Here is a 20,740-nt window from a genome sequence, read left to right as displayed (position 1 = left end):
TATTTGTAAATGGAACAAGCACTGGAAATTGCAAAGTTTTGGTTTCAAAATGAACATGTCACAGCTACTGTAATTCAACAAAAAGTAGCGAAGGTTTTATGCAAGAATAAAGAGTATATTTTAAAGAAAACAGGATCGATAAAGCAACTTCTAGTTGAATTCGATGTTTTGAAGCAACTGTATGAAAAGGGAATTAAAGTACAGAAAGTAGTAAAGACAGAAAATGATGAACAATATGTATTATATAAAGAAAAATATTATTGCTTATATGAGTATGTTGCCGGAAGTGTTTTAGAAATAAAAGATACGAATAAGCTGGAAAGGCTAGCAAGTACAATTGGAGAAGAAATAGCTAATCTGCACAAAGCATTACATTCGGTGAATAGTGACCATGAGTTAATAAAAAGAGATTTATATAAGATAGTATTTGAATGGGCTATACCGATTTTAGAAAAGAACGAGCATGCTCATCGAGAGGTAATTCAAAAGATGGAGCGAATGCACACAGCTTTCAAGGAAACGGTCCATCCATTACCGAGACAAATTATTCATCGTGATATGCATCTATCAAATGTAATCTTTAAAGATGATAAACTGGAAGGGTTTATAGATTTCGAGATTTTAGAAAATAATGTAAAAATATTTGATTTATGTTATTGCTGTACAAGTGTATTAAGCGAGCTATTTAGTGATGAAAGATTAAGAGAAAAATGGTTACATATCGTTAGCAAAGTCTTTGAAGGTTATTATAAACAAAATGATTTAACGAAAGAAGAACTAAAAGCTATTTGGTATGTTATGCTTTCAATTCAAATTATCTTTATTGCTTATTTTGTCCAGTTACCAGATTTATTAAAGTTAAATGAAGAAATGTTCTTCTGGATTTTTGCTAAGAAGGAAGATATTGAAGAAATTATAGAAGGTATCGTAAAGGTATGAAAAAAATCATATTAATTGGTTCTGGCGGTTCAGGAAAATCCACATTAGCAAGGCAGTTAGGAAATAAATTAAATATTAAGGTGCATCATCTTGATGCATTATTTTGGAAACCGAATTGGGAAGGTGTTCCGAGAGAAGAACAAATAGCAGTTCAAAATAACTTAATTAAAGATGAGAAGTGGATTATTGATGGGAATTATGGCGGGACGATGGGTATAAGACTGAATGCAGCTGATACAATTATCTTCCTTGATATTCATAGAACAATTTGTATTTATCGTGCTTTTAAAAGAATTGTAAAATACCGGAATAAAATAAGACCAGATATGGGCGTGGGATGTGAAGAAAGATTTGATTTGCAATTTTTTAAATGGATATGGGAATATCCTAATGCTAAACGACCTACAATTTTAAAAGGGTTAGAGCAATTGCCGGAAGAGAAAAAGGTTATTGTTTTAAAATCTCCAAATGAGGTTCGGAAATTTTTAGAGCACATATAATTATAGAATGTAACACAAAAATTCTTTGTGAATCTTACCGATTAGTTTAATAAAACTAATCGTTTTTTATTATGAAAAATTTAACGCTTTTTGAAAATTGTATTTTGTAATGAGTATATGACTTTAAGTTCATATAAAATGAACGTTTGGAGGAATAGAAAATGACTAACGATTTAATTCAACTAATCGATTCATTAATGGTCAATATTCCAGCTGGAGAGGTAGTATTAAGAGATGATCGAATAAAAAAAGAATGGCTAGTACAAATTCAACCATTTCTTCTTGCAAAGTATGCTGTAACAATGGAACTATATGATGCTATTACAAATAGTACATTAAATAATTTTGATGAAAATCATAAACCAGTTGTCAATATTTCATGGAACGATGCCATTTCGTTTTGTAATGTACTTTCAAAAAAAGCGGGATTAAAAGAATATTATTCTATTAGTGATGGTGGTCAAATTGTGAAATGTAATTTAGGTTCAAATGGCTACCGATTACCATCTGAGGCGGAGTGGCAATATGCATGTAAAGCAAGTACAACCGGATATACATACGGGAAACTTCATGATATAGCGTGGTATAATGAAAATTCAAATGGAGAGATTCATGACGTTGGCCAAAAAGAACCGAATGCATGGGGACTTTATGATATGCTAGGGAACGTTTGGGAATGGTGTTATGATTTGTATGATGAAACAGTGTACGGATCATACCGTATTTTTCGTGGTGGTAGTTGGGCTGAAACAGCGAGAGGGTGCGGCGCTACTTGTCGTCGTCGAAGCCATCCTACATTTCATATAGATGATCTCGGTTTTAGACTCGCTAGGTCAATTTAGTAGGAACATGATACGAACAGCTAGGAAAAGAGTATGGAGAGAATCCGTACTCTTGCCAACATAGAAATGATTTAACGTAAGGAGTGTTTATTATGGCGCGTGTTTTATTTATTAATGCTGGATCAGAAGGACATATAAATCCAACTTTACAAGTTGTAGATGAATTGATTTCTCGTGGTGAAGAGGTCGTTTATTTTTCAATAGAAGCTTTCAGGGAGCGGATTGAGAAGACGGGTGCTACTGTACGAACGATTGATGATCAAAAATTTATAAAAGCGTTTCTATCTGGAGGCAGAAATTATTTACAGGAAAGAATAAATGGCCTTCTACATACAGCGGATATTGTAATACCTAGCGTTTTAGAACAAATTGAAGGTGAACATTTTGATTACATAATTCATGATTCTATGTTTGGCTGTGGCCATTTAATTGCTCAAATCCTTAAACTTCCAGCCATAAATTCCTGCACATCTTTTGCGCAGGATGAAAAATCCTTTGAGCAAATGTTAGGTCATCTATCAAAAAATATCCCAGTAGAAATTTATGATAAAATACAGAATGATTTTCAAAACTTAACGAAGGGAATCGCTGAAAAATATGGTGTTGAAATAAAATCATCGTATGAAGTTTTCTGTAATCCTGCACCCCTTACTATTGTATATACAATTAAGGAGTTCCAGCCTTTTGGTGATACGTTTGATGAAATATATAAATTTGTAGGACCATCTATCTCTGCACAAATGAAAAACAGAGACGTTGATTTTACTTCAATTGAAGAAAAAAGTCCGATTTATATTTCATTAGGTACTGTTTTTAATGAAGCGATTGACTTTTATAAACTGTGTATGAAGGCCTTTGAGAATAGTGAGCATACAATTGTTATGTCTATTGGTAGTAAAACAAAAATAAGTGATCTAGGCGAAATTCCTAAAAACTTCATTGTGAAAAACTATGTACCCCAAACTGAGCTGCTTACATATACGAAACTATTTATTACACACGGCGGGATGAACAGTGCGCATGAAGGACTGTATAACGGGGTTCCGCTCGTTGTAATACCGCAAAGTGCAGATCAGCCAGTAGTCGCAAAGCAAGTGGAGAGTCTTGGAGCAGGAATAAAATTACAAATGCAAGGATTAACTGCGGATCAACTAAGTGAAAGTGTAGAAATGGTATTAAATAATCCGTCATTTAAAGAAGTTGCTTTGAATTTGAAGAAATCTTTCCAAAAATCAGGTGGATATAAGGAAGCTGTTGATGAAATTTTTATATTTGTAGGTCAGTGAAAAAATGAAATTATACATTAGAAAAGCATCTAAATAGGATGCTTTTTATTTAACTTTATAATTCTTATTTTTAATATCTAGTATGGTTAAAACTAAGGCACTGAGAGATATAAGTATAAGAATAAAAGTTAACCTGTTAAATGTATTGTCAATTATGAAGTAAAGATGATAGATAAATATATTCAAATTTTATTTTAAAATGTTAGGACTTAGTTTTACATGTTAGTAATAATTTCACTGTTTCTGCACAACTTCTGCACATACTCAGGTGATTTCTATGTCATGATATATTCATAAAGTGAGATATTCCACAAGAAAAATATAATTTCACTGCGGTGTATGCATAATTAACACATACATCGGTACAAGTTTGTCTCTTGTTATTCTTTTACATCAAAGCCCACATTCCACTACAAAGTATAACAAGAAGGAGACATGAACATGAATAATCGATTTTTAAAACAACTACAAAATATGAAAATGAACAAAAAAAGTTTAGGAGCTGTAGCATTAACAGCTGGAATTATTAGTACGACACTTATTCCTCAAAATGCTTATGCGCACGGTTTTGTTGAAAAGCCTGGTAGCCGATCTGCTTTATGTAGTCCAACTTATGGTGCGCTAAATGTAAACTGTGGAAGTGTTATGTATGAACCACAAAGTTTAGAAGCTCCAAAAGGGTTCCCACAAGGTGGTCCAGTAGATGGACAAATTGCTTCAGCAGGCGGAAAATTTGGTGGTATTTTAGATCAACAAACAGCAAATCGTTGGTTTAAAAATACAATCACTGGTGGGGAAAATACATTTACTTGGAAGTATACTGCGCCTCACTTAACGAGTAAGTGGCATTACTATATTACTAAAAAAGGATGGAATCCAAATAAAGCGCTAACAAGAGCAGATTTTGAACCAATTGGAACAGTACAACATGATGGTTCTGCAGCTTCAAATAATTTAACTCATAAAATCAATGTACCTACTGATCGTAGTGGATATCATGTGATTTTAGCAGTATGGGATGTAGCTGATACAGCAAATGCATTCTATAATGTAATTGATGTTAATCTTATTAATGATGTGAAACCAGACATAGAAGCGCCAAGTATTCCAAATGGACTTCAGACGCAAAAAGTAACAGCGAATAGTGTAGAACTAACATGGAACGCTTCTACGGATAATGTAGGGGTAAAAGGATATCAAATCTTCCGTAACGGAGAGATGATTGATACAGTAATAGGCACTCATTTTATTGATAAGAAATTACAACCAAGCACAGAATACTCTTATACCGTAAAAGCAATTGACGCAGCTGGCAATGTATCGAAGGAAAGTACAGCGCTTACAGTAAAAACAACAGTTGAGATTCCTGATACAGAAGCACCAACACAACCAAAAGGATTACATAGTATGGGAACGACAGCGTCAAGCGTGGATTTAATGTGGAGTCCATCTGACGATAATATTGGTGTAGACCATTACGATATTTATAGAGAAACAGAAGGATCAATGAAAAAGATTGCAACATCCAATACAGCTTCTTATATGGATAAAAATCTGCTCGCTAATACTACTTATAAATATGTAGTAAAAGCTGTTGATGTAGCTGGAAATGAATCCGTACAGAGTGATATATTCACAATTACTACAAAAACTGAAAACGCTTCATATGAAGCGTGGGATGCAAAAAAAGCATATAAAAAGGGAGATAGAGTTCTACACGAAGGAAAAGTATATGAAGCAGTCCAGAGTTATCAAGGAAATGGTGATCCGAACTGGATTTATGCATTATCATTATGGAAAACAGTGTAAGCTTTACCTAGATATGAACTAAGAGATGATGGGCTTTGATTTCAAAAGAGAATCTTGAGAATTCACTTTTCTATTTATAAAAAAGGGTAGTGTATGAATACATAAGATTCATATACTACCCTTTTTATTATGATAACACTTTCGTCATAAGTATATGCGGAATGCCATCTTCCATAAATATATCAGAAGAAGTTTCATAACATAATTTTTTATAAAATCCTTCAGCTTGTGTTTGCCCGTGTAGTTTCACTTTTGTAGCTTGTTCGTTACGAGCAATTTCTTCTAACGTTTGAATGATGACTTTACCTAATCCGTATGTACGATAATCTTTTAAAATGCAAATACGTTCTAATTTTCCGACGCCATCAACAAATCGTATACGCCCTGTACCTACAGGAAGCTCATGATAATAAACTAAAATATGTTTACATTGCTCTCCGATTTCATCGAATGTATCGAATTCATCTGTAAGAGGAACACCTTGTTCTTTTACAAATACTTCTTTTCGAATATGAAAGGCAGTTTCTAAATCAGTAAGTTCTGTTATAAGTTTGGATTGCAAAATGTTCAGTCCTTTCTAGTGTAATCAGCTTGTGTTTTCATAGTATATCATAATAATGCACTATAAAGAGAAGAACATACTAAAAAGCCAACTTTAAAAAGTTAGCTTTTATTACAATTCCTTTATCCCATTTTTAGCGCCGATAATTACTTTACTCGTCATACTTATAAACAACCCTGTTTCAACTACACCAGTAATCATTTTTAATTGAGTGTGTAAATGGGCAGGATTAGAAATATGATTAGGGAATATACAATCGATAATCATGTTATTGTTATCGGTTATATAGGTTTCATTATTTTTCAAACGTAATGTTGTTTGACATCCTAAAGACTGAATTTTATTTTCGGTTTGTTTCCATGAAAAAGGGATGATTTCAATAGGTAATGGAAAAGTACCTAAATGTGTTACAAGTTTCGATTCATCAGCAATGATAATTAGTTCTTTAGAGGAAGAGGCAACGATTTTTTCACGAAGTAATGCACCGCCACCGCCTTTTATAAGTTGTAAATTTGAATCAATTTCATCCGCTCCATCAATTGTAAGATCAAGACTTTGTACGTCATTTAACGAAATTAGGGGGATATTTAGTTGATGTGCTAATGCTTCAGTTTCCTTTGATGTCGGTACAGCTTGAAATGATAATCCTTCTTTTACACGCTCACCTAATTTTTGTATTGTCCAATATACAGTAGAACCTGTACCAAGCCCAATCTTCATGCCATCATTTACAAAGTTAGCGGCATATTCGCCAGCGAGCTGTTTTAAATTCATCGCTTTACTCTGCCGGACGCGGTCCAGCATCAAGACCTGAATTTTCAACTGTAAGTACCGGACGAACGACTATATCTTTATGTACACGCATTTGACAAGATAATCGTAAATGATCTTCAATCCCTTTTTCCGTCATTGCATGTTTCTCATTCGCACTCGCTTCACAGAAATCACCTGCTAGTATTTCTACTCTACAAGTTGTGCAACGTGCATTCCCGCCGCAACGATGAAGAATGTTGACACCGCTATCTTCAATTGCTAATACTAACTTTGTTCCTTCTTTCACATCAAAAGTTCCCGCACCTTCAATTGTTAATTTTGGCAAATTTGTTCCTCCTCACGTAAAATTGTACATAACATATTTATGACCGCGAATTATTGAACATAAACATTATTTTTTTATATCCCCGTAACTTTTTTTAATGTTGAATCGTTTTATTAAGTAAGCGCTGAAAAGGAGTGGTTATTTTGTGCACAAAAGTAACTCATGTTTTAAAGAACCATATCGATATGAATCATTCAAATATAAACTTTTTAATTGAACAATATGGAGAGTTAAAAAGATACTGTACTTTTTTAACGAAAAACAAATGGGATGGGGAAGATCTCGCCCAAGAAACAGTGTGTAAAGTGCTTCGAAAATATAGAAATAAAGATATTTGTATGACACTCGTCTATAAAATAGCAAGAAATCGTTGGTTAGATCAGATAAAGTCTAAGTCTGTTCATGAAAAAATAAGAGAACAAATCACTTTTGAAGAACCACATGAGAACATTGCAGATTTGCATGAAATGGTAGGGAAAGTATTGTCTTCATTAAATGTACAGCAATCCGCAATTTTATTATTAAAAGATGTTTTTCAATATAGTATCGCTGATATTGCTAAAGTGTGTTCTGTATCAGAAGGTGCAGTAAAGGCTTCTTTATTTCGGAGTAGAAATAGGCTGAAAACTGTAAGTGAAGAAGGGATTGAGATAGTCGAATTCACAGAGGATATTGAAGTTGTTGTAACATCTATTCGTGAGGAAAGACCAGAATTGTTAACGAAACTTCTTCCGACAATAGATTTTACTAAGTTACCATCTAAACAGCCAGTGTTATTATTTAATGTGAAAAACCCTTCTTCCTACAGTTGTATGCTTTGCGCAGCATAACAAGTATTGGAGGGATTTAAAATGAATACAATTCCATATGTAGTAGAACAAACAAAATTAGGAGAACGTTCCTATGATATATATTCAAGGTTATTAAAAGACCGCATTATTATTATCGGCTCAGAAATTAACGATCAAGTAGCGAGTAGTGTCGTAGCGCAATTATTATTTTTAGAAGCAGAAGATGCAGAAAAAGATATATATTTATACATCAATAGCCCAGGAGGTTCAACGACAGCAGGTTTTGCAATATTAGATACGATGAATTTAATTAAACCAGATGTGCAAACGCTATGCATGGGCTTTGCGGCATCATTCGGTGCATTGTTATTATTATCAGGAGCAAAAGGAAAACGGTTTGCGCTTCCTAACAGTGAAATTATGATTCATCAGCCGCTTGGTGGTGCACAAGGGCAAGCAACAGAAATTGAAATAACTGCGAAAAGAATATTAAAGTTAAAGCATGATATTAATAAAATGATTGCAGAAAAAACAGGCCAACCGATTGAAAGAGTAGCACATGATACAGAAAGAGATTATTTTATGACTGCAGAAGAAGCGAAGGCATATGGGATTGTAGATGACGTTGTTACGAAAAAATAAGATGAAAAAGGCTAGAGGATATGTTAATTCTCTAGCCTTTTTATTAATCCTTTACCCATTCATCAACTAATGCTTGATTTTTTTTAATCCATTTTCGCGCAGCCTCTTCAGGATCTTTTGTTTTATTTAACATGACCATTAACGTACCGAGCTGTTCATCGTTCATTTTCCATTTATCAAAGTATTTTATAACATCTGGGTGATCTTTTTCGAAACCTTTACGAACGGAGTAATAAATGTCATCTTTTTCACCATATACTTTCTTAGGGTCTTTTAAATATTTTAAGTCAAATTCTGAAAAACCCCAATGCGGATTCCAAAGCGTAACAGCGATTGGTTTCTTTTTTGTATATGCTTTCTTTAGTTCACTCATCATCGCAGCTTCAGAAGATTGGACAAGTTTTAGTTTTATATCATATTCTTTCATTGCTTTATTCGTTAAATTCATAAGACTACTACCGGGTTCGATACCGACAATTTTATTATCTAGTTCATCTTTATGAGCATTTAAATCTTCGATACTGTTTATGTTTTTCATATAAGAAGGGACGACTAAACCTAGTCCAGTACCTTCGTACCATTTTGATTTTAAGACAATATCATCTTTATAACGATCGTTTAGCGGTTTATCTGTAACTGGTAGCCATACTTCTAAATTCGCATCAACATCGCCACGAGCGACACCAGTCCAAATTGCGGCTTTTTCTAAATACATGAGCTCAACTTTGTAGCCTTTTTCTTCTAATAAAACTTTCCACATGTTTGCAGTTGCAATATTTTCTTTCCAACTTGTTACACCAAGTTTAATTTTTCCTTTCGAATTTGCATTTGTTGCATTACATGAAGTGAAAATCATAGTAATAAATAATGCAAGGCATATAAACCAAATTTTCTTTCGCATCGAAAACCTCCTAAGTAACGTTTGCCTTATAAAATAAATGTATAAGTAAGCATTCTTATTATGAACGGAAACGAGAATTTTAAAGAAATCTTATGAATGTCATTTTTATGTAATATTTCTTTGTAAAATCGCAACACTATGTGAATAGATGGGTAGAAAAGGAGTAGTGACATGGATAATACAAAGGTGCGTGTTGAAAACGTAACAAAAGTATTCGGGAAACATCCGCAAAGAGCCCTTTCCTTATTAAAAGAAGGAAAAAGTAAATCGGAAATTTTAAAAGAGACAGGAATGAACGTTGGGGTGAAAAAAGCAACGTTTGAAGTTTACTCTGGAGAGATTTTCGTTATTATGGGTTTGTCTGGCAGCGGGAAATCTACGCTAGTTCGTATGTTAAATCAATTGATTAAACCAACTGCAGGTCATATATATATAGATGGTGAAGACATCGCAACGATGGGAAAAGAAGAGTTACGGAGAGTAAGAAGAACGAAAATGAGTATGGTATTTCAGAAATTTGCTCTATTTCCGCATCGTACAGTTATACAAAATGTTGCATATGGTTTAGAAATACAAGGAGTTCCGGTTGAAGAGCGAGAGAAAAAAGCGTTAGAATCGCTACAGTTAGTAGGACTCGATCATCATAAAGATAATTATCCAAGTCAACTTAGTGGTGGTATGCAGCAGCGCGTTGGAATCGCAAGGGCACTAACGAATAATCCAGATGTATTACTAATGGACGAGTCATTTAGTGCATTAGATCCACTTATTCGAAAAGAAATGCAAGATGAATTGTTAGAGTTACAAGATAAAATGGAAAAAACGATTATATTTATTACGCATGATTTAGATGAAGCGCTTCGAATTGGAGATCGTATCGCATTAATGAAAGATGGAGAAATCGTCCAAATTGGAACGCCAGAAGAAATTATGATGAGCCCCGCAAATGAATTTGTAGAAAAGTTTGTTGCGGACGTGAATTTAGGAAAAGTAATTACGGCTGAGTCTATTTTAAAACGACCAGAAACTTTATTAATTGATCGTGGACCTCGTGTGGCTCTTCAAATTATGAGGAATGCAGGCGTCTCAACTGTATATGTTGTAAACAAAAAGTATGAGTTTTTAGGTATATTAACTGCGGATGATGCGAGTAAAGCAGTACAAAAACAGTGGCCGATTGCTGATTTATTACTTAATGATATTCCGCATGTGTATTTGGATACTTTACTGGAAGAGACATATGCAAAAATGGCAGAGATGAAATATCCCTTACCAGTAATCGATGAGAAGAAAAGGCTAAGAGGAATTATTAAACGTGAAAGTGTCATTCAAGCTCTTGCAGGAAACATTGAGGAAGAGGTGAAAGACGATGAATAGTATACCACGTATTCCATTAGGGGAATGGGTCGACTCATTTGTTGCAAGTTTATATGAGCACTTTGAAGGCTTATTCCGAGGATTCTCTTATATTATTGGTGGATTCGTTGATTTACTCACTAATTTTTTAACAATAATACCTGCCATATTGATGATTATTATCTTGTGTTTCTTCATTTGGTACACAACGAGGAAATTATCTTTAGTCATTTTTACGCTTATTGGATTATTATTCATTTTGAATATTAACTACTGGGCACAAACGATGCAAACATTAGCACTCGTACTTACGTCTGTTATTATTTCAATTATTGTCGGAATTCCAATTGGTATATTAGCATCTCAAAATGAGCGTTTCTCAAAATTTTTAAAGCCAACATTAGATTTTATGCAAACAATGCCGGCATTCGTATACCTCATTCCAGCGATTACATTTTTCGGAGTTGGTGTAGTACCTGGAATTATTGCATCGGTAATCTTTGCAATGCCACCGACAATTCGTTTTACTGACTTAGGGATTAGACAAGTTCCAGAAGATTTAATTGAAGCAGCGAATGCGTTTGGATCCACAGCATCACAAAAACTATTTAAAGTACAATTACCACTTGCAACCGGAACGATTATGGCTGGTGTGAACCAAAGCATTATGCTTTCGTTATCGATGGTTGTAACAGCATCACTTGTAGGAGCTCCAGGGCTTGGAGTTGATGTATATCGCTCTGTAACACAAGTTAATATCGGAATGGGATTTGAAGCTGGATTAGCTATCGTAGTAATCGCAATTATATTAGATCGAATTACACAAGGGTTCCATACGAAAAGAAAATAATGACCAAAAAACACACTTTTATAATACAAAGTGTGTTTTTTATTGCATCTAGATTACATATGAACGATAACAGAACCTCCAGCTGGTGCACAAACTTGGTTTTGTTGTTGTTCCATTGATTTAATGAATTGATTATTTTCCTCGATTAATGAGATTAATTTAGTTAATTGACTTTCAAGACTTACGATACGCCGCATCATATATTGTGAATCATGATGCAATGTATTCCTTGCGGGATGGGTGGAATAAACATACTGTTGATTTATATTTGGATTCCAATGAGGATACATTTGAATTGTTCCTCCTTCAATAAATTACGAAGCTTTCTTATAGTAAATGCCTATGTATAATTAATAGTTACTTGAAAATTTTTCAATATAAAAGGAGTATGTACAGAAAATGGAAAATATTATATGTGAAGTTACAGTACATTTTTTAGAAATATTTAAGCGAGATAGTGCGTATATTAATACATTCAAGTAAATGTATGCTATTTAGCGAGAAATGGTAGGAGGAGATGCAATATTGGCTAAAAATAAAAAAAGAAATGATGCTTTGGCAATAGGTGTCGGTATAGGGGTTGTAATTGGTGTATTTCAAGGGCACTTTACAAATAATTTAGTAATCGGAATTGTGATTGGGATTATAATTGGGATTGCGTTTTTGAAGAAATAATGAGGTGTAAATTCATTTCAAAAATTGCTGTATCAAAAGAATGAAAATTCGGAATACAAAACCTGTTTTTCCTTTTTTTGTGATATTATATATGAAAAGGAAGGTGATGAATATGTCAACAAACAATCAAGTAGAACAAAACTGCTTCATTTGCAAAAAGCATAAAGGAAATATTATAGTTCCAGGTGGAGCTATTTACGAAGATGAACTCGTTTACGTTGGACATGTCCACTGGGATAGTGAAGAAACATACCTGGGTTATGTAATGATAGATATAAAAAGACATGTACCTGGACTTGCTGAACTAACAGATGAAGAAGCGAAAGCGTTCGGACGTATAACAAGTAGAGTAAGTAAAGCGCTAAAAGAAAGCGAAGGTGCAGAGCATATTTACACTTTTGTTTCAGGAAATGGTGTACCACATATGCATATGCACATTATTCCGCGTTATCCGAATACACCAAAAGAGTTTTGGTCACCAAGCGAGATAGCGAAATGGACTGGCGCACCATATGGTGACGCAGCGAAAATCAAAAAACTATGCGAAAGAATACGAGAGTATATGGTGAGTGAATATGCATACAAAAAATAATAGACAACATTCATGGGTTGGAAGTAGAGAAATGTGTTTAGACGAAATTTCGGTAAAGCAATATGGTGATATCGTGCTCGGTGCATATGGTGGGAATATTAGTGCCGGAGCAAAAAAGAACGAAGATGGTGCATTAGTTTGGTCAAATGGTGAATGGGAATTTGCAGCTATATTAGATGGACATAATAGTGCAGAAAGTGTTGATTTAGTAGTAAATACAATCGAAAAAGAATATGAAAATATAAGCGTAATTTTGAATGAACCAATTGATACAGTATTTCAGTATGTTGAAAATCATATACTTACAATTTTTCAGTCATCTTCATTTAAGGAAAAGTGCAAAAGAATACAAGGTGAAACAGCTTGCTTACTATGTGTAAGAAAAGAAAATTATATATGGTGGATTTCTATTGGTGATTGTTTAGTGTATGTATTTCATGAAGAGTTACATAAGTTAGGACAATATGCATTAAATCAACGTCATTTTTACGAATGGATTGGAAATGTAAACACATTTGATTTACCTGTTCCTTGTTATTCATCAGGTATTCGTGAATTACGTACTGGAAAGAACCGAATTGTGATGGTGACAGATGGAGTATTAGAATGCGGGGAACGCCGATATGAAACACCTGTAAATTTGTATAATGCTATGAACAGAAATGATAAAACACTTAAAGAAAATATTCACAATGTTTTAGAACACGTGCATCATCAGTTGGGACGTGATAGTGCGACAATTATTAGTTGGGACGTAGAAAATAAAAGGAATGCCACGTATCCGAGTGATCAGCCGGAGAAAATGCAAGTAAGAAAATAAAAGGATAGGGTTTTCTGTCAATTATAAAAATAACTCTATTAATTTTATCGGTACTATCTATATTCGTTTTTGAAAAAATAGAAAGAAAAAGGATTAAACATCCCGAAACAAAAGGGATGGGAAATAGATTGTTGTTATACAATACATAAAACATGTCTTGATAAAACTACTACTAAAGAAGATAAAGAAAATGAATACATTATCTACATATTAAAAAATATATAATCCATTTTGTTACGAAAACATAATTAATTTAATAGGAGGGAATGCAATGGGCAACTCTACTATTTGGATTATAGTTATTATTATGATAATTGGAGGATATTTTTTAGAAAAGTTTTTAAGAAAAAAACTAAATATGCCAAAGGGCAATGCTTGGATATATAAGCATGTAAATAGTTTACATGTAAAATTAGAAATAGGTCTTTTTATCGTATATCTTATAGTAAGTTTTATTTATCTGTTCAAAGTAGAAAATGCTAATATAGGAATTGCTGTACTTACTTATTTTGGAGCAATTTCCTTATTACGCGTATGGATGGAATGGAAGTATAGCAGAGAGACAAAGGAATATATTCTTTCTATAATTGGATTCTTTGCATTTGTTTTTATGGTTTCAATGTTACTTTATTTTGATCCTCTTTCTACATACTAATGTCGTTTTGGTTTTTCATGATGAATATTTAAAAAGAGTAGCTACCATTATTTATCTTGATAGTTACTCTTTATATTTACATCTTCTTAAAGCTTCTCAAAACAAGGTATTCCCACAATCTCCAAGGAAGAATCTTCTTCGTAAAGATCATAAATTTTACACCTTTTCCAATAGGATATCGTAAAGTAGTGCGCTTTGTTTCAGCAATTTCAACGATTTTATTAGCAACATCTATCGGATTACCAAATGTATCACTACCGCTATTAATATGTTTTTGTATTTTATCCATATATTCTTTGTAAGGAGATGTTGTATCAGATTGGTTTTCAGCTAGTTGTTTACCAACCTCCCATATATTTGTGTTGTAAGAACCAGGTTCAATTAAAGCGACATCTATTCCGAAAGGTTTTAATTCTAAGCGAAGCGATTCACTCCAGCCTTCTAATGCATATTTTGAAGATACATAAGGAGATAAACCAGGGAATCCAACTTGGCCGCTAATGCTGCTTATATTAATGATTTTTCCACTTCTTTGTTTTCTCATATATGGTAAAACAAGCTGGGTAATTGATATAGCTCCAAAAAGGTTCGTTTCAAATTGCTTTCGATATTCGTCTACTTGGATTTCTTCTACAAAGCCCCCATTTGCATATCCTGCATTATTTATAAGGAGATCTATTCTATTAATTTCTTTTAAAAATAATTGGAAATTATGTATAGAATTTTGATCTGTTACATCTAATTGTTGAACTTTTATATTGTGCTGTAAGTTAAGTTGAGTAACTTGGGATAGTAAGGTTCCTTGTTTTTCAAGGTTTCGCATTGTAGCGATAACTAAATAATCTTTTTTTGCGAGTTCGAGTGTAGTTAATAGTCCAAATCCACTTGAGGCTCCAGTAATTATTGCGATTTTTTTATTCATTTTTCGCCAGCTTTCTTTTTCTTTTATCATAACGAGTTATGATAAGAAAATCTATTATTCTTACATTTAGTATGAAATCAATTTGTATGTAAAAAAAGGGGATTATAGGGAATCAGCGTATATAGAGTAGTGTATATTAATATGATAATGAAATGAGGGAAGAAAAATGGTCCATGTAAAAGCTGTATTAGCAGATCAGTTATTAGCAAATGCAAATGATCCCAGTTGGTATATGCCATTTTCAGATGCAGTTAAGGGTTTGTCTGAGAGGGAAGCTTTCTGGAAACCGAATGAAGAGAGTAATAGTATAGCTGAAATCGTACAACATTTACTGTATTGGAACTCTACTTGGCAAACTAGGTATAAAGAATCAAATGTGAATGCAGTACCCGCTATAGGAGATAATAACAAAAGTTTTATGCTCTCAGATAATCAAACTTTCGATGAATTACGGGAAAAACTACTAGAAAAACTGTTACAATGGCAAAATCTCATAAATGAAGAAAAGGTTGAAAGTGATGTAGTGGGATTTCCTGTTTCTGCAAAGTGGTGGGAAGTGCTAGCGAATGTAACAACTCATAATGCATATCATATTGGTCAAATTATTTACATCCGAAAATTACAGAAGAGCTTTGATAATGAATAAAGTAACAATTCTCTTATTAAGGGAACAAAAGTGGACAAAACGAGACAAACGTCTCATTTTGTCCACTTTTTTATTGTTAAAAGATAGAGAAAACCTATTAAAACAAGGATTCGAAATTGGCACAATACTTGCAATATAAAGGACGAACAAGAAAATAGGAGGGCTGGACATGTTAAAAACAACTGAAAGTAAAGGGAATGAAATTACGAAAGAACAAGCTCGTTGGATGTACGAAAAAATGTTAGAAATTCGTAAGTTTGAAGATAAGGTGCATGAATTGTTCGCGCAAGGCGTTTTGCCAGGTTTCGTTCATTTATACGCAGGTGAAGAAGCGGTAGCAGTTGGTGTATGTGCCCACTTAACGGATAGTGACAGTATTACAAGTACACATAGAGGTCATGGACATTGTATCGCAAAAGGTTGTGATTTAAATGGTATGATGGCTGAACTTTTCGGGAAAGCGACAGGATTATGTAAAGGTAAAGGCGGTTCCATGCATATTGCCGATTTAGATAAAGGAATGCTTGGTGCGAATGGCATTGTAGGCGGGGGTTTCCCACTTGCTTGCGGTTCAGCATTAACAGCTAAATATAAAGGAACAAAAGATGTAAGTGTTTGCTTCTTCGGTGACGGAGCAAATAATGAAGGAACATTCCATGAAGGGGTTAATTTAGCGGCGATTTGGAAGTTACCAGTTATTTTTATTGCAGAAAATAACGGTTACGGTGAAGCAACTACATTTGAATATGCTTCAAGTTGTGATTCTATTGCTGATCGTGCAAAAGCTTATAATATTCCAGGTGTTCAAGTAGATGGAAAAGATCTTCTAGCTGTATATAAAGCTGCTGCAGAAGCAGTGGAACGTGCACGTAATGGTGATGGTCCAACAATTATTGAATGTATGACATATCGTAATTATGGTCATTTCGAAGGTGAAGCACAAACATATAAAACATCAGAAGAAAAAGAAGAACATTTAAACGAAAGAGATGCAATTGTGAATTTCCGTAAGCATTTAATTCATGAAGGTTTATTAACGGAATCTGAACTTGTTGATATGGAAAAAGCAGTAGATGATGCAGTACAAAGATCCATTGAATTTAGTGAAAATAGTCCATACCCAGACGATGAAGAATTATTAAAAGATGTATACGTTTCTTACAAATAAGAGGAGGGTGAAAAATTATGACTAGAACAGTAAGTATGTCAACTGCAATTAATGAAGCAATGAAAATCTCAATGCGTCGTGATGAAAATGTAATTTTAATAGGTGAAGACGTTGCAGGCGGTGCACAAGTTGATCACCTGCAAGATGATGAAGCTTGGGGCGGTGTGCTTGGTGTTACGAAAGGACTTGTACAAGAGTTTGGCCGAAATCGTATATTGGATACACCAATTTCTGAAGCGGGTTATATGGGAGCTGCGATGGCCGCTGCTGCAACTGGGTTACGTCCGATAGCTGAGTTAATGTTTAATGATTTTATCGGTAGTTGTCTTGACCAAGTATTAAACCAAGGTGCGAAATTCCGTTATATGTTTGGAGGTAAAGCAAAAGTACCCGTTACAGTACGTACGATGCATGGAGCTGGTTTTAGTGCAGCAGCTCAACATTCACAAAGTTTGTACGCATTATTTACGAGCATACCAGGTATTAAAGTTGTTGTTCCTTCCACACCGTATGATGCAAAAGGCTTATTATTAGCGGCAATTGAAGATGATGATCCAGTAATCTTCTTTGAGGATAAAACACTTTACAATATGAAAGGTGAAGTGCCAGAAGGATACTATACAATTCCATTAGGAAAAGCAGATATTAAACGGGAAGGTTCTGATGTAACAATTGTCGCAATCGGAAAGCAAGTTCATACAGCGCTTGCAGCTGCAAAGCAATTATCGAAAAAGGGGCTTGAAGTAGAAGTAATTGATCCACGATCTTTATCACCACTTGATGAAGATACTATTTTATCATCTGTTGAAAAAACAAATCGTCTTATCGTCATTGACGAAGCGAATCCTAGATGTAGTATGGCAACAGATATTGCGGCAATTGTAGCGGATAAAGGTTTTGATTTGTTAGATGCACCTATTAAACGAATTACAGCACCACATACACCTGTTCCGTTCTCACCACCACTTGAAAAGTTGTATTTGCCAACACCAGAAAAAGTAATTGAAACTGTATCAGAAATGATCGGAGACCAATCTTTATTACATGTGTAATAAAACGATGAGAAGGGAGAGAGAGACATGGCTGTAGAAGTTGTAATGCCGAAGTTAGGTATGGCGATGAAAGAAGGTATTATTACGAGCTGGAATATTAAAGCAGGCGATAATGTAGCAAAAGGAGAACTAATTGCTAGTATTAATTCAGAAAAAATTGAAACGGAAATTGAAGCGCCAGCTGATGGTACAGTACTTGATATAGCTGTAAGTGAAGATGAAGGAGTGCCGCCTGGTACTGTAATTTGCTACATCGGTAAACCGAATGAAAAAGTAGAAATGCAGGAAAGCACACATGTTGTAGAAGAAAAAACATCTAATATAGAAGTACAAAATGTACAAAATCAAGAAGCAAATGGGAAAGAAGTATCGAAGCAAAGAATTAAAATTTCACCTGTAGCCAAGAAAATTGCAAAGTCTGAAAATCTGGATATCAAGGCATTAGTTGGTACAGGTCCTGGCGGAAGGATTACAAAGGCAGATGTATTAAAAGCACTTGAGGTAAGAGTAAACGTTCCGGAAATATCTGAACAAGAAGAAAGTAACGTGATTCCTGTTACTGGTATGCGTAAAGCGATCGCAAATCGTATGCACGCAAGCTTACAAAATAGCGCACAATTAACGTTAACGATGAAAGTAGATGTAACAGATTTAGTTGCTTTACATAAAGAAATAGCGAAAGTTGTACAAAAAAGAGATGATAATAAATTAACTATTACGGATTTTGTCTCGCGTGCTGCTGTATTAGCACTTGGAGAGCATAAAGAAATGAACAGCGCTTATATAGATGATGCAATTCATCAATTTGAACATGTGCATTTAGGCATGGCAGTCGCGTTAGAAAAAGGGTTAATCGTTCCAGCTATTCGCTTTGCAAATAATTTATCTTTAGTAGAATTGTCTAAAGAGATTAAGAATGTGGCACAAAAGGCGCGAGCAGGTAGCTTAAGTAGTGATGATATGCACGGAACGACATTTACAATTAGTAATTTAGGTAGCTTTGGTATTGAATATTTCACACCGGTATTAAATACACCTGAGACTGGCATTTTAGGTATTGGCGCAATTGAACATGTTCCTGTATATAAAGGGAAAAAATTAAAAAAAGGTAGTATGTTACCTTTAAGTTTAACATTCGATCATCGTGTACTAGACGGTGCACCAGCAGCTGCATTTTTACGCACAATTAAACATTATTTAGAAGAACCTATAACAATTCTTTTATAAAGAGAAGGTGAGAGAATGAGTAAACTAGTTGTAATTGGAGGCGGACCAGCTGGCTATGTAGCAGCAATTACCGCGGCTCAAAATGGCAAAGATGTCACTCTTATTGATGAAGCTGACCTTGGCGGAACATGTTTAAATGTTGGGTGTATGCCGACGAAATCACTGTTAGAAAGTGCTGAAGTACATGACATTGTGAGAAAAGCGAATGATTATGGAGTTACGCTTAATACAGGAAGTATATCAATTGATTGGGATCAAATACAGGCGAGAAAATCACAAATCGTAATGCAACTCGTCCAAGGAATACAATATTTAATGAAGAAAAATAAAATTAAAGTTGTAAAAGGAAAAGCGAAATTCGAAACGGATCATCGTGTGCGAGTTGTACAAGGAAATAAAGAAGAAGTAGTTGATGGAGAGAGCTTTATTATCACATCTGGTTCCGAACCTACAGAATTACCATTCGCTCCGTTCGATGGAAAATGGATTTTAAATAGTAGCCATGCCATGTCTCTTGAGAGTGTACCATCTTCATTGTTAATCGTTGGCGGTGGTGTAATAGGATGTGAGTTTGCAAGTATTTATAGTAGACTTGGCACAAAAGTATCGATAGTTGAAATGGCACCGCAATTACTACCTGGTGAAGATGAAGATATCGCGAATATTTTAAGAGAGAAATTAGAAAAAGATGGTGTGAAAATTTTTACGGGAGCAGTTTTAAAAGGATTAAATAACTATAAGAAGCAAGCTTCATTTGAGTACGAGGGAATTACTCACGAAGTAACTCCAGAATTTGTTCTTGTTTCTGTAGGAAGAAAACCACGAGTGCAACAATTAGGATTAGAAAAGGCAGGGGTTCTGTTTTCAAATAAAGGGATTTCTGTGAATGAACATATGCAAACGAACGTATCGCATATTTACGCAGCTGGTGATGTAATCGGTGGAATTCAGCTTGCTCACGTTGCCTTCCATGAAGGAACGACAGCAGCATTACACGCAAGCGGAGAAGACGTGAAAGTAAATTATCACGCTGTGCCCCGTTGTATATACACAGCTCCAGAAATAGCTAGTGTCGGGTTAAGTGAAAAAGGTGCAAGAGAACAATATGGTGATATTCTCATCGGAGAATTTCCTTTTACAGCGAACGGAAAAGCTCTTATTTTAGGAGAACAAGTAGGTAAAGTAAAAGTCATTGTAGAACCTAAATACCAAGAAATTGTAGGGATTTCTATTATCGGTCCTCATGCAACTGAACTTATTGGTCAAGGAACCGTAATGATTCATACAGAAGTTACCGCTGATATAATGAGAGATTATATTGCAGCACACCCTACTTTATCAGAAGCAATTCATGAAGCGTTAATGCAAGCGGTAGGACATGCTGTACATGCTTAAATGGAAATATG

Annotated in this window: 25 protein-coding genes; 19 read left to right on the top strand and 6 right to left on the bottom strand. The window is 34.4% G+C overall.

The annotated features are described in order from the left end of the window. Positions 1 to 9: 9 nt before the first annotated feature. From MR112_RS13895 to MR112_RS13875, 5 genes are all read left to right on the top strand, one after another. Positions 10 to 939, top strand: a complete 930-nt coding sequence (locus MR112_RS13895; RefSeq protein WP_242245046.1) for a phosphotransferase enzyme family protein — start codon at positions 10 to 12, stop codon at positions 937 to 939. Beyond that, positions 936 to 1,439, top strand: coding sequence for a DNA topology modulation protein (locus MR112_RS13890; protein ID WP_048538309.1), 504 nt, complete (start codon positions 936 to 938; stop codon positions 1,437 to 1,439). Before MR112_RS13895 ends, MR112_RS13890 begins: the two co-directional genes overlap by 4 nt. Positions 1,440 to 1,600: 161 nt before the next feature. Continuing rightward, a complete protein-coding gene (locus MR112_RS13885) occupies positions 1,601 to 2,281 on the top strand; it encodes a formylglycine-generating enzyme family protein (RefSeq protein ID WP_048538310.1) in 681 nt (226 codons plus the stop codon). 92 nt (positions 2,282 to 2,373) lie between these two features. Continuing rightward, on the top strand, positions 2,374 to 3,567 hold the full coding sequence (locus MR112_RS13880) for a macrolide family glycosyltransferase (RefSeq protein WP_000124880.1): 1,194 nt from the start codon (positions 2,374 to 2,376) through the stop codon (positions 3,565 to 3,567). 441 nt (positions 3,568 to 4,008) lie between these two features. Then, a complete protein-coding gene (locus MR112_RS13875; RefSeq protein WP_075677130.1) occupies positions 4,009 to 5,376 on the top strand; it encodes a lytic polysaccharide monooxygenase in 1,368 nt (455 codons plus the stop codon). A 127-nt stretch (positions 5,377 to 5,503) separates the two neighbouring features. On the opposite strand, the gene MR112_RS13870 is transcribed toward MR112_RS13875, so the two are convergent. From MR112_RS13870 to MR112_RS13860, 3 genes are all read right to left on the bottom strand, one after another. Then, on the bottom strand, positions 5,504 to 5,938 hold the full coding sequence (locus MR112_RS13870) for a GNAT family N-acetyltransferase (RefSeq protein ID WP_242245045.1): 435 nt from the start codon (positions 5,936 to 5,938) through the stop codon (positions 5,504 to 5,506). Positions 5,939 to 6,049: 111 nt separating this feature from the next. Next, entirely contained in the window at positions 6,050 to 6,712 is a 663-nt protein-coding gene (gene rpiA / locus MR112_RS13865) for a ribose 5-phosphate isomerase A (protein ID WP_001049982.1), read from the bottom strand. A 4-nt stretch (positions 6,713 to 6,716) separates the two neighbouring features. Next, positions 6,717 to 7,037 carry a 2Fe-2S iron-sulfur cluster-binding protein gene (locus MR112_RS13860; RefSeq protein ID WP_001125388.1) on the bottom strand — a complete coding sequence of 107 codons (321 nt, stop codon included), beginning with the start codon at positions 7,035 to 7,037 and terminating at the stop codon, positions 6,717 to 6,719. A 143-nt stretch (positions 7,038 to 7,180) separates the two neighbouring features. On the opposite strand from MR112_RS13860, the gene MR112_RS13855 reads away from it, so the two are divergent. Together MR112_RS13855 and clpP are read left to right on the top strand one after the other, a co-directional pair. Continuing rightward, positions 7,181 to 7,867, top strand: a complete 687-nt coding sequence (locus MR112_RS13855; RefSeq protein WP_078187195.1) for an RNA polymerase subunit sigma-70 — start codon at positions 7,181 to 7,183, stop codon at positions 7,865 to 7,867. A 21-nt stretch (positions 7,868 to 7,888) separates the two neighbouring features. Further along, complete coding sequence (gene clpP / locus MR112_RS13850; protein WP_001092372.1) at positions 7,889 to 8,470, top strand: ATP-dependent Clp endopeptidase proteolytic subunit ClpP; 582 nt, start codon at positions 7,889 to 7,891, stop codon at positions 8,468 to 8,470. A gap of 43 nt (positions 8,471 to 8,513) precedes the next feature. Here clpP and MR112_RS13845 read toward each other — a convergent pair whose 3' ends face one another. After that, entirely contained in the window at positions 8,514 to 9,371 is an 858-nt protein-coding gene (locus MR112_RS13845; protein WP_001227615.1) for a glycine betaine ABC transporter substrate-binding protein, read from the bottom strand. A gap of 171 nt (positions 9,372 to 9,542) precedes the next feature. Here MR112_RS13845 and MR112_RS13840 point away from each other — a divergent pair, with 171 nt between their 5' ends. Together MR112_RS13840 and MR112_RS13835 are read left to right on the top strand one after the other, a co-directional pair. Further along, a complete protein-coding gene (locus MR112_RS13840) occupies positions 9,543 to 10,748 on the top strand; it encodes a quaternary amine ABC transporter ATP-binding protein (protein WP_000370606.1) in 1,206 nt (401 codons plus the stop codon). Beyond that, positions 10,741 to 11,577 (top strand): ABC transporter permease, encoded by an 837-nt coding sequence (locus tag MR112_RS13835; protein WP_001084759.1) that lies wholly within the window; start codon positions 10,741 to 10,743, stop codon positions 11,575 to 11,577. The genes MR112_RS13840 and MR112_RS13835 overlap by 8 nt, the downstream gene beginning before the upstream one ends. A 53-nt stretch (positions 11,578 to 11,630) precedes the next feature. On the opposite strand, the gene MR112_RS13830 is transcribed toward MR112_RS13835, so the two are convergent. Next, positions 11,631 to 11,867: a hypothetical protein gene (locus MR112_RS13830; RefSeq protein ID WP_048656175.1), complete on the bottom strand. Its 237-nt coding sequence runs from the start codon at positions 11,865 to 11,867 to the stop codon at positions 11,631 to 11,633. A 214-nt stretch (positions 11,868 to 12,081) separates the two neighbouring features. On the opposite strand from MR112_RS13830, the gene MR112_RS13825 reads away from it, so the two are divergent. The 4 genes from MR112_RS13825 (at position 12,082) to MR112_RS13810 (ending at position 14,319) form a co-directional block, all read left to right on the top strand. Beyond that, positions 12,082 to 12,252 carry a glycine zipper domain-containing protein gene (locus MR112_RS13825; RefSeq protein ID WP_033689096.1) on the top strand — a complete coding sequence of 57 codons (171 nt, stop codon included), beginning with the start codon at positions 12,082 to 12,084 and terminating at the stop codon, positions 12,250 to 12,252. A 91-nt stretch (positions 12,253 to 12,343) separates the two neighbouring features. Beyond that, a complete protein-coding gene (locus MR112_RS13820) occupies positions 12,344 to 12,844 on the top strand; it encodes an HIT family protein (RefSeq protein ID WP_242245044.1) in 501 nt (166 codons plus the stop codon). Then, the gene (locus MR112_RS13815) at positions 12,828 to 13,664 is read left to right on the top strand and encodes a protein phosphatase 2C domain-containing protein (RefSeq protein WP_199630287.1); all 837 of its coding nucleotides are present in this window, start codon (positions 12,828 to 12,830) and stop codon (positions 13,662 to 13,664) included. Before MR112_RS13820 ends, MR112_RS13815 begins: the two co-directional genes overlap by 17 nt. A 271-nt stretch (positions 13,665 to 13,935) precedes the next feature. Continuing rightward, entirely contained in the window at positions 13,936 to 14,319 is a 384-nt protein-coding gene (locus tag MR112_RS13810; RefSeq protein WP_000528448.1) for a DUF4181 domain-containing protein, read from the top strand. Positions 14,320 to 14,395: 76 nt separating this feature from the next. On the opposite strand, the gene MR112_RS13805 is transcribed toward MR112_RS13810, so the two are convergent. Then, positions 14,396 to 15,241 (bottom strand): oxidoreductase, encoded by an 846-nt coding sequence (locus tag MR112_RS13805; protein ID WP_001034794.1) that lies wholly within the window; start codon positions 15,239 to 15,241, stop codon positions 14,396 to 14,398. A 166-nt stretch (positions 15,242 to 15,407) separates the two neighbouring features. Between MR112_RS13805 and MR112_RS13800 the strand changes: the two genes are divergently transcribed. Genes MR112_RS13800 through lpdA form a run of 6 tightly spaced genes read left to right on the top strand, consistent with a single transcriptional unit; the run spans position 15,408 to position 20,729 of the window. Next, positions 15,408 to 15,887, top strand: coding sequence for a DinB family protein (locus MR112_RS13800; RefSeq protein ID WP_071713672.1), 480 nt, complete (start codon positions 15,408 to 15,410; stop codon positions 15,885 to 15,887). Beyond that, the gene (locus MR112_RS13795; protein WP_162900592.1) at positions 15,880 to 16,026 is read left to right on the top strand and encodes a hypothetical protein; all 147 of its coding nucleotides are present in this window, start codon (positions 15,880 to 15,882) and stop codon (positions 16,024 to 16,026) included. The genes MR112_RS13800 and MR112_RS13795 overlap by 8 nt, the downstream gene beginning before the upstream one ends. A 30-nt stretch (positions 16,027 to 16,056) precedes the next feature. Further along, positions 16,057 to 17,055, top strand: a complete 999-nt coding sequence (gene acoA / locus MR112_RS13790) for an acetoin:2,6-dichlorophenolindophenol oxidoreductase subunit alpha (protein ID WP_000921277.1) — start codon at positions 16,057 to 16,059, stop codon at positions 17,053 to 17,055. A gap of 17 nt (positions 17,056 to 17,072) precedes the next feature. After that, a complete protein-coding gene (gene acoB, locus MR112_RS13785; protein WP_000198901.1) occupies positions 17,073 to 18,107 on the top strand; it encodes an acetoin:2,6-dichlorophenolindophenol oxidoreductase subunit beta in 1,035 nt (344 codons plus the stop codon). A 27-nt stretch (positions 18,108 to 18,134) separates the two neighbouring features. After that, positions 18,135 to 19,334: a dihydrolipoamide acetyltransferase family protein gene (locus MR112_RS13780; RefSeq protein WP_000257774.1), complete on the top strand. Its 1,200-nt coding sequence runs from the start codon at positions 18,135 to 18,137 to the stop codon at positions 19,332 to 19,334. 15 nt (positions 19,335 to 19,349) lie between these two features. Then, positions 19,350 to 20,729 carry a dihydrolipoyl dehydrogenase gene (gene lpdA / locus MR112_RS13775; protein ID WP_078187592.1) on the top strand — a complete coding sequence of 460 codons (1,380 nt, stop codon included), beginning with the start codon at positions 19,350 to 19,352 and terminating at the stop codon, positions 20,727 to 20,729. Positions 20,730 to 20,740 lie beyond the last annotated feature (11 nt).

It is taken from the genome of Bacillus cereus group sp. BfR-BA-01330, from assembly GCF_022663885.1.
Taxonomy (GTDB): domain Bacteria; phylum Bacillota; class Bacilli; order Bacillales; family Bacillaceae_G; genus Bacillus_A; species Bacillus_A cereus.
Note: the sequence above shows the minus strand (reverse complement) of the source record. Positions and strands in the feature narration are given on the sequence as shown.

Bases quoted from the DNA above. Each gene is read 5' to 3' on its own strand.
- MR112_RS13835 (WP_001084759.1), top strand. From the start codon at position 10,741: ATGAATAGTATACCACGTATTCCATTAGGGGAATGGGTCGACTCATTT.
- MR112_RS13845 (WP_001227615.1), bottom strand. From the start codon at position 9,371: ATGCGAAAGAAAATTTGGTTTATATGCCTTGCATTATTTATTACTATG.
- acoA (WP_000921277.1), top strand. From the start codon at position 16,057: ATGTTAAAAACAACTGAAAGTAAAGGGAATGAAATTACGAAAGAACAA.
- MR112_RS13880 (WP_000124880.1), top strand. From the start codon at position 2,374: ATGGCGCGTGTTTTATTTATTAATGCTGGATCAGAAGGACATATAAAT.
- MR112_RS13890 (WP_048538309.1), top strand. From the start codon at position 936: ATGAAAAAAATCATATTAATTGGTTCTGGCGGTTCAGGAAAATCCACA.
- MR112_RS13840 (WP_000370606.1), top strand. From the start codon at position 9,543: ATGGATAATACAAAGGTGCGTGTTGAAAACGTAACAAAAGTATTCGGG.
- MR112_RS13810 (WP_000528448.1), top strand. From the start codon at position 13,936: ATGGGCAACTCTACTATTTGGATTATAGTTATTATTATGATAATTGGA.
- MR112_RS13800 (WP_071713672.1), top strand. From the start codon at position 15,408: ATGGTCCATGTAAAAGCTGTATTAGCAGATCAGTTATTAGCAAATGCA.
- MR112_RS13830 (WP_048656175.1), bottom strand. From the start codon at position 11,867: ATGTATCCTCATTGGAATCCAAATATAAATCAACAGTATGTTTATTCC.
- MR112_RS13885 (WP_048538310.1), top strand. From the start codon at position 1,601: ATGACTAACGATTTAATTCAACTAATCGATTCATTAATGGTCAATATT.
- MR112_RS13795 (WP_162900592.1), top strand. From the start codon at position 15,880: ATGAATAAAGTAACAATTCTCTTATTAAGGGAACAAAAGTGGACAAAA.
- MR112_RS13805 (WP_001034794.1), bottom strand. From the start codon at position 15,241: ATGAATAAAAAAATCGCAATAATTACTGGAGCCTCAAGTGGATTTGGA.
- MR112_RS13815 (WP_199630287.1), top strand. From the start codon at position 12,828: ATGCATACAAAAAATAATAGACAACATTCATGGGTTGGAAGTAGAGAA.
- MR112_RS13825 (WP_033689096.1), top strand. From the start codon at position 12,082: ATGGTAGGAGGAGATGCAATATTGGCTAAAAATAAAAAAAGAAATGAT.
- MR112_RS13875 (WP_075677130.1), top strand. From the start codon at position 4,009: ATGAATAATCGATTTTTAAAACAACTACAAAATATGAAAATGAACAAA.
- rpiA (WP_001049982.1), bottom strand. From the start codon at position 6,712: ATGAATTTAAAACAGCTCGCTGGCGAATATGCCGCTAACTTTGTAAAT.
- MR112_RS13820 (WP_242245044.1), top strand. From the start codon at position 12,344: ATGAAAAGGAAGGTGATGAATATGTCAACAAACAATCAAGTAGAACAA.
- acoB (WP_000198901.1), top strand. From the start codon at position 17,073: ATGACTAGAACAGTAAGTATGTCAACTGCAATTAATGAAGCAATGAAA.
- lpdA (WP_078187592.1), top strand. From the start codon at position 19,350: ATGAGTAAACTAGTTGTAATTGGAGGCGGACCAGCTGGCTATGTAGCA.
- clpP (WP_001092372.1), top strand. From the start codon at position 7,889: ATGAATACAATTCCATATGTAGTAGAACAAACAAAATTAGGAGAACGT.
- MR112_RS13895 (WP_242245046.1), top strand. From the start codon at position 10: ATGGAACAAGCACTGGAAATTGCAAAGTTTTGGTTTCAAAATGAACAT.
- MR112_RS13780 (WP_000257774.1), top strand. From the start codon at position 18,135: ATGGCTGTAGAAGTTGTAATGCCGAAGTTAGGTATGGCGATGAAAGAA.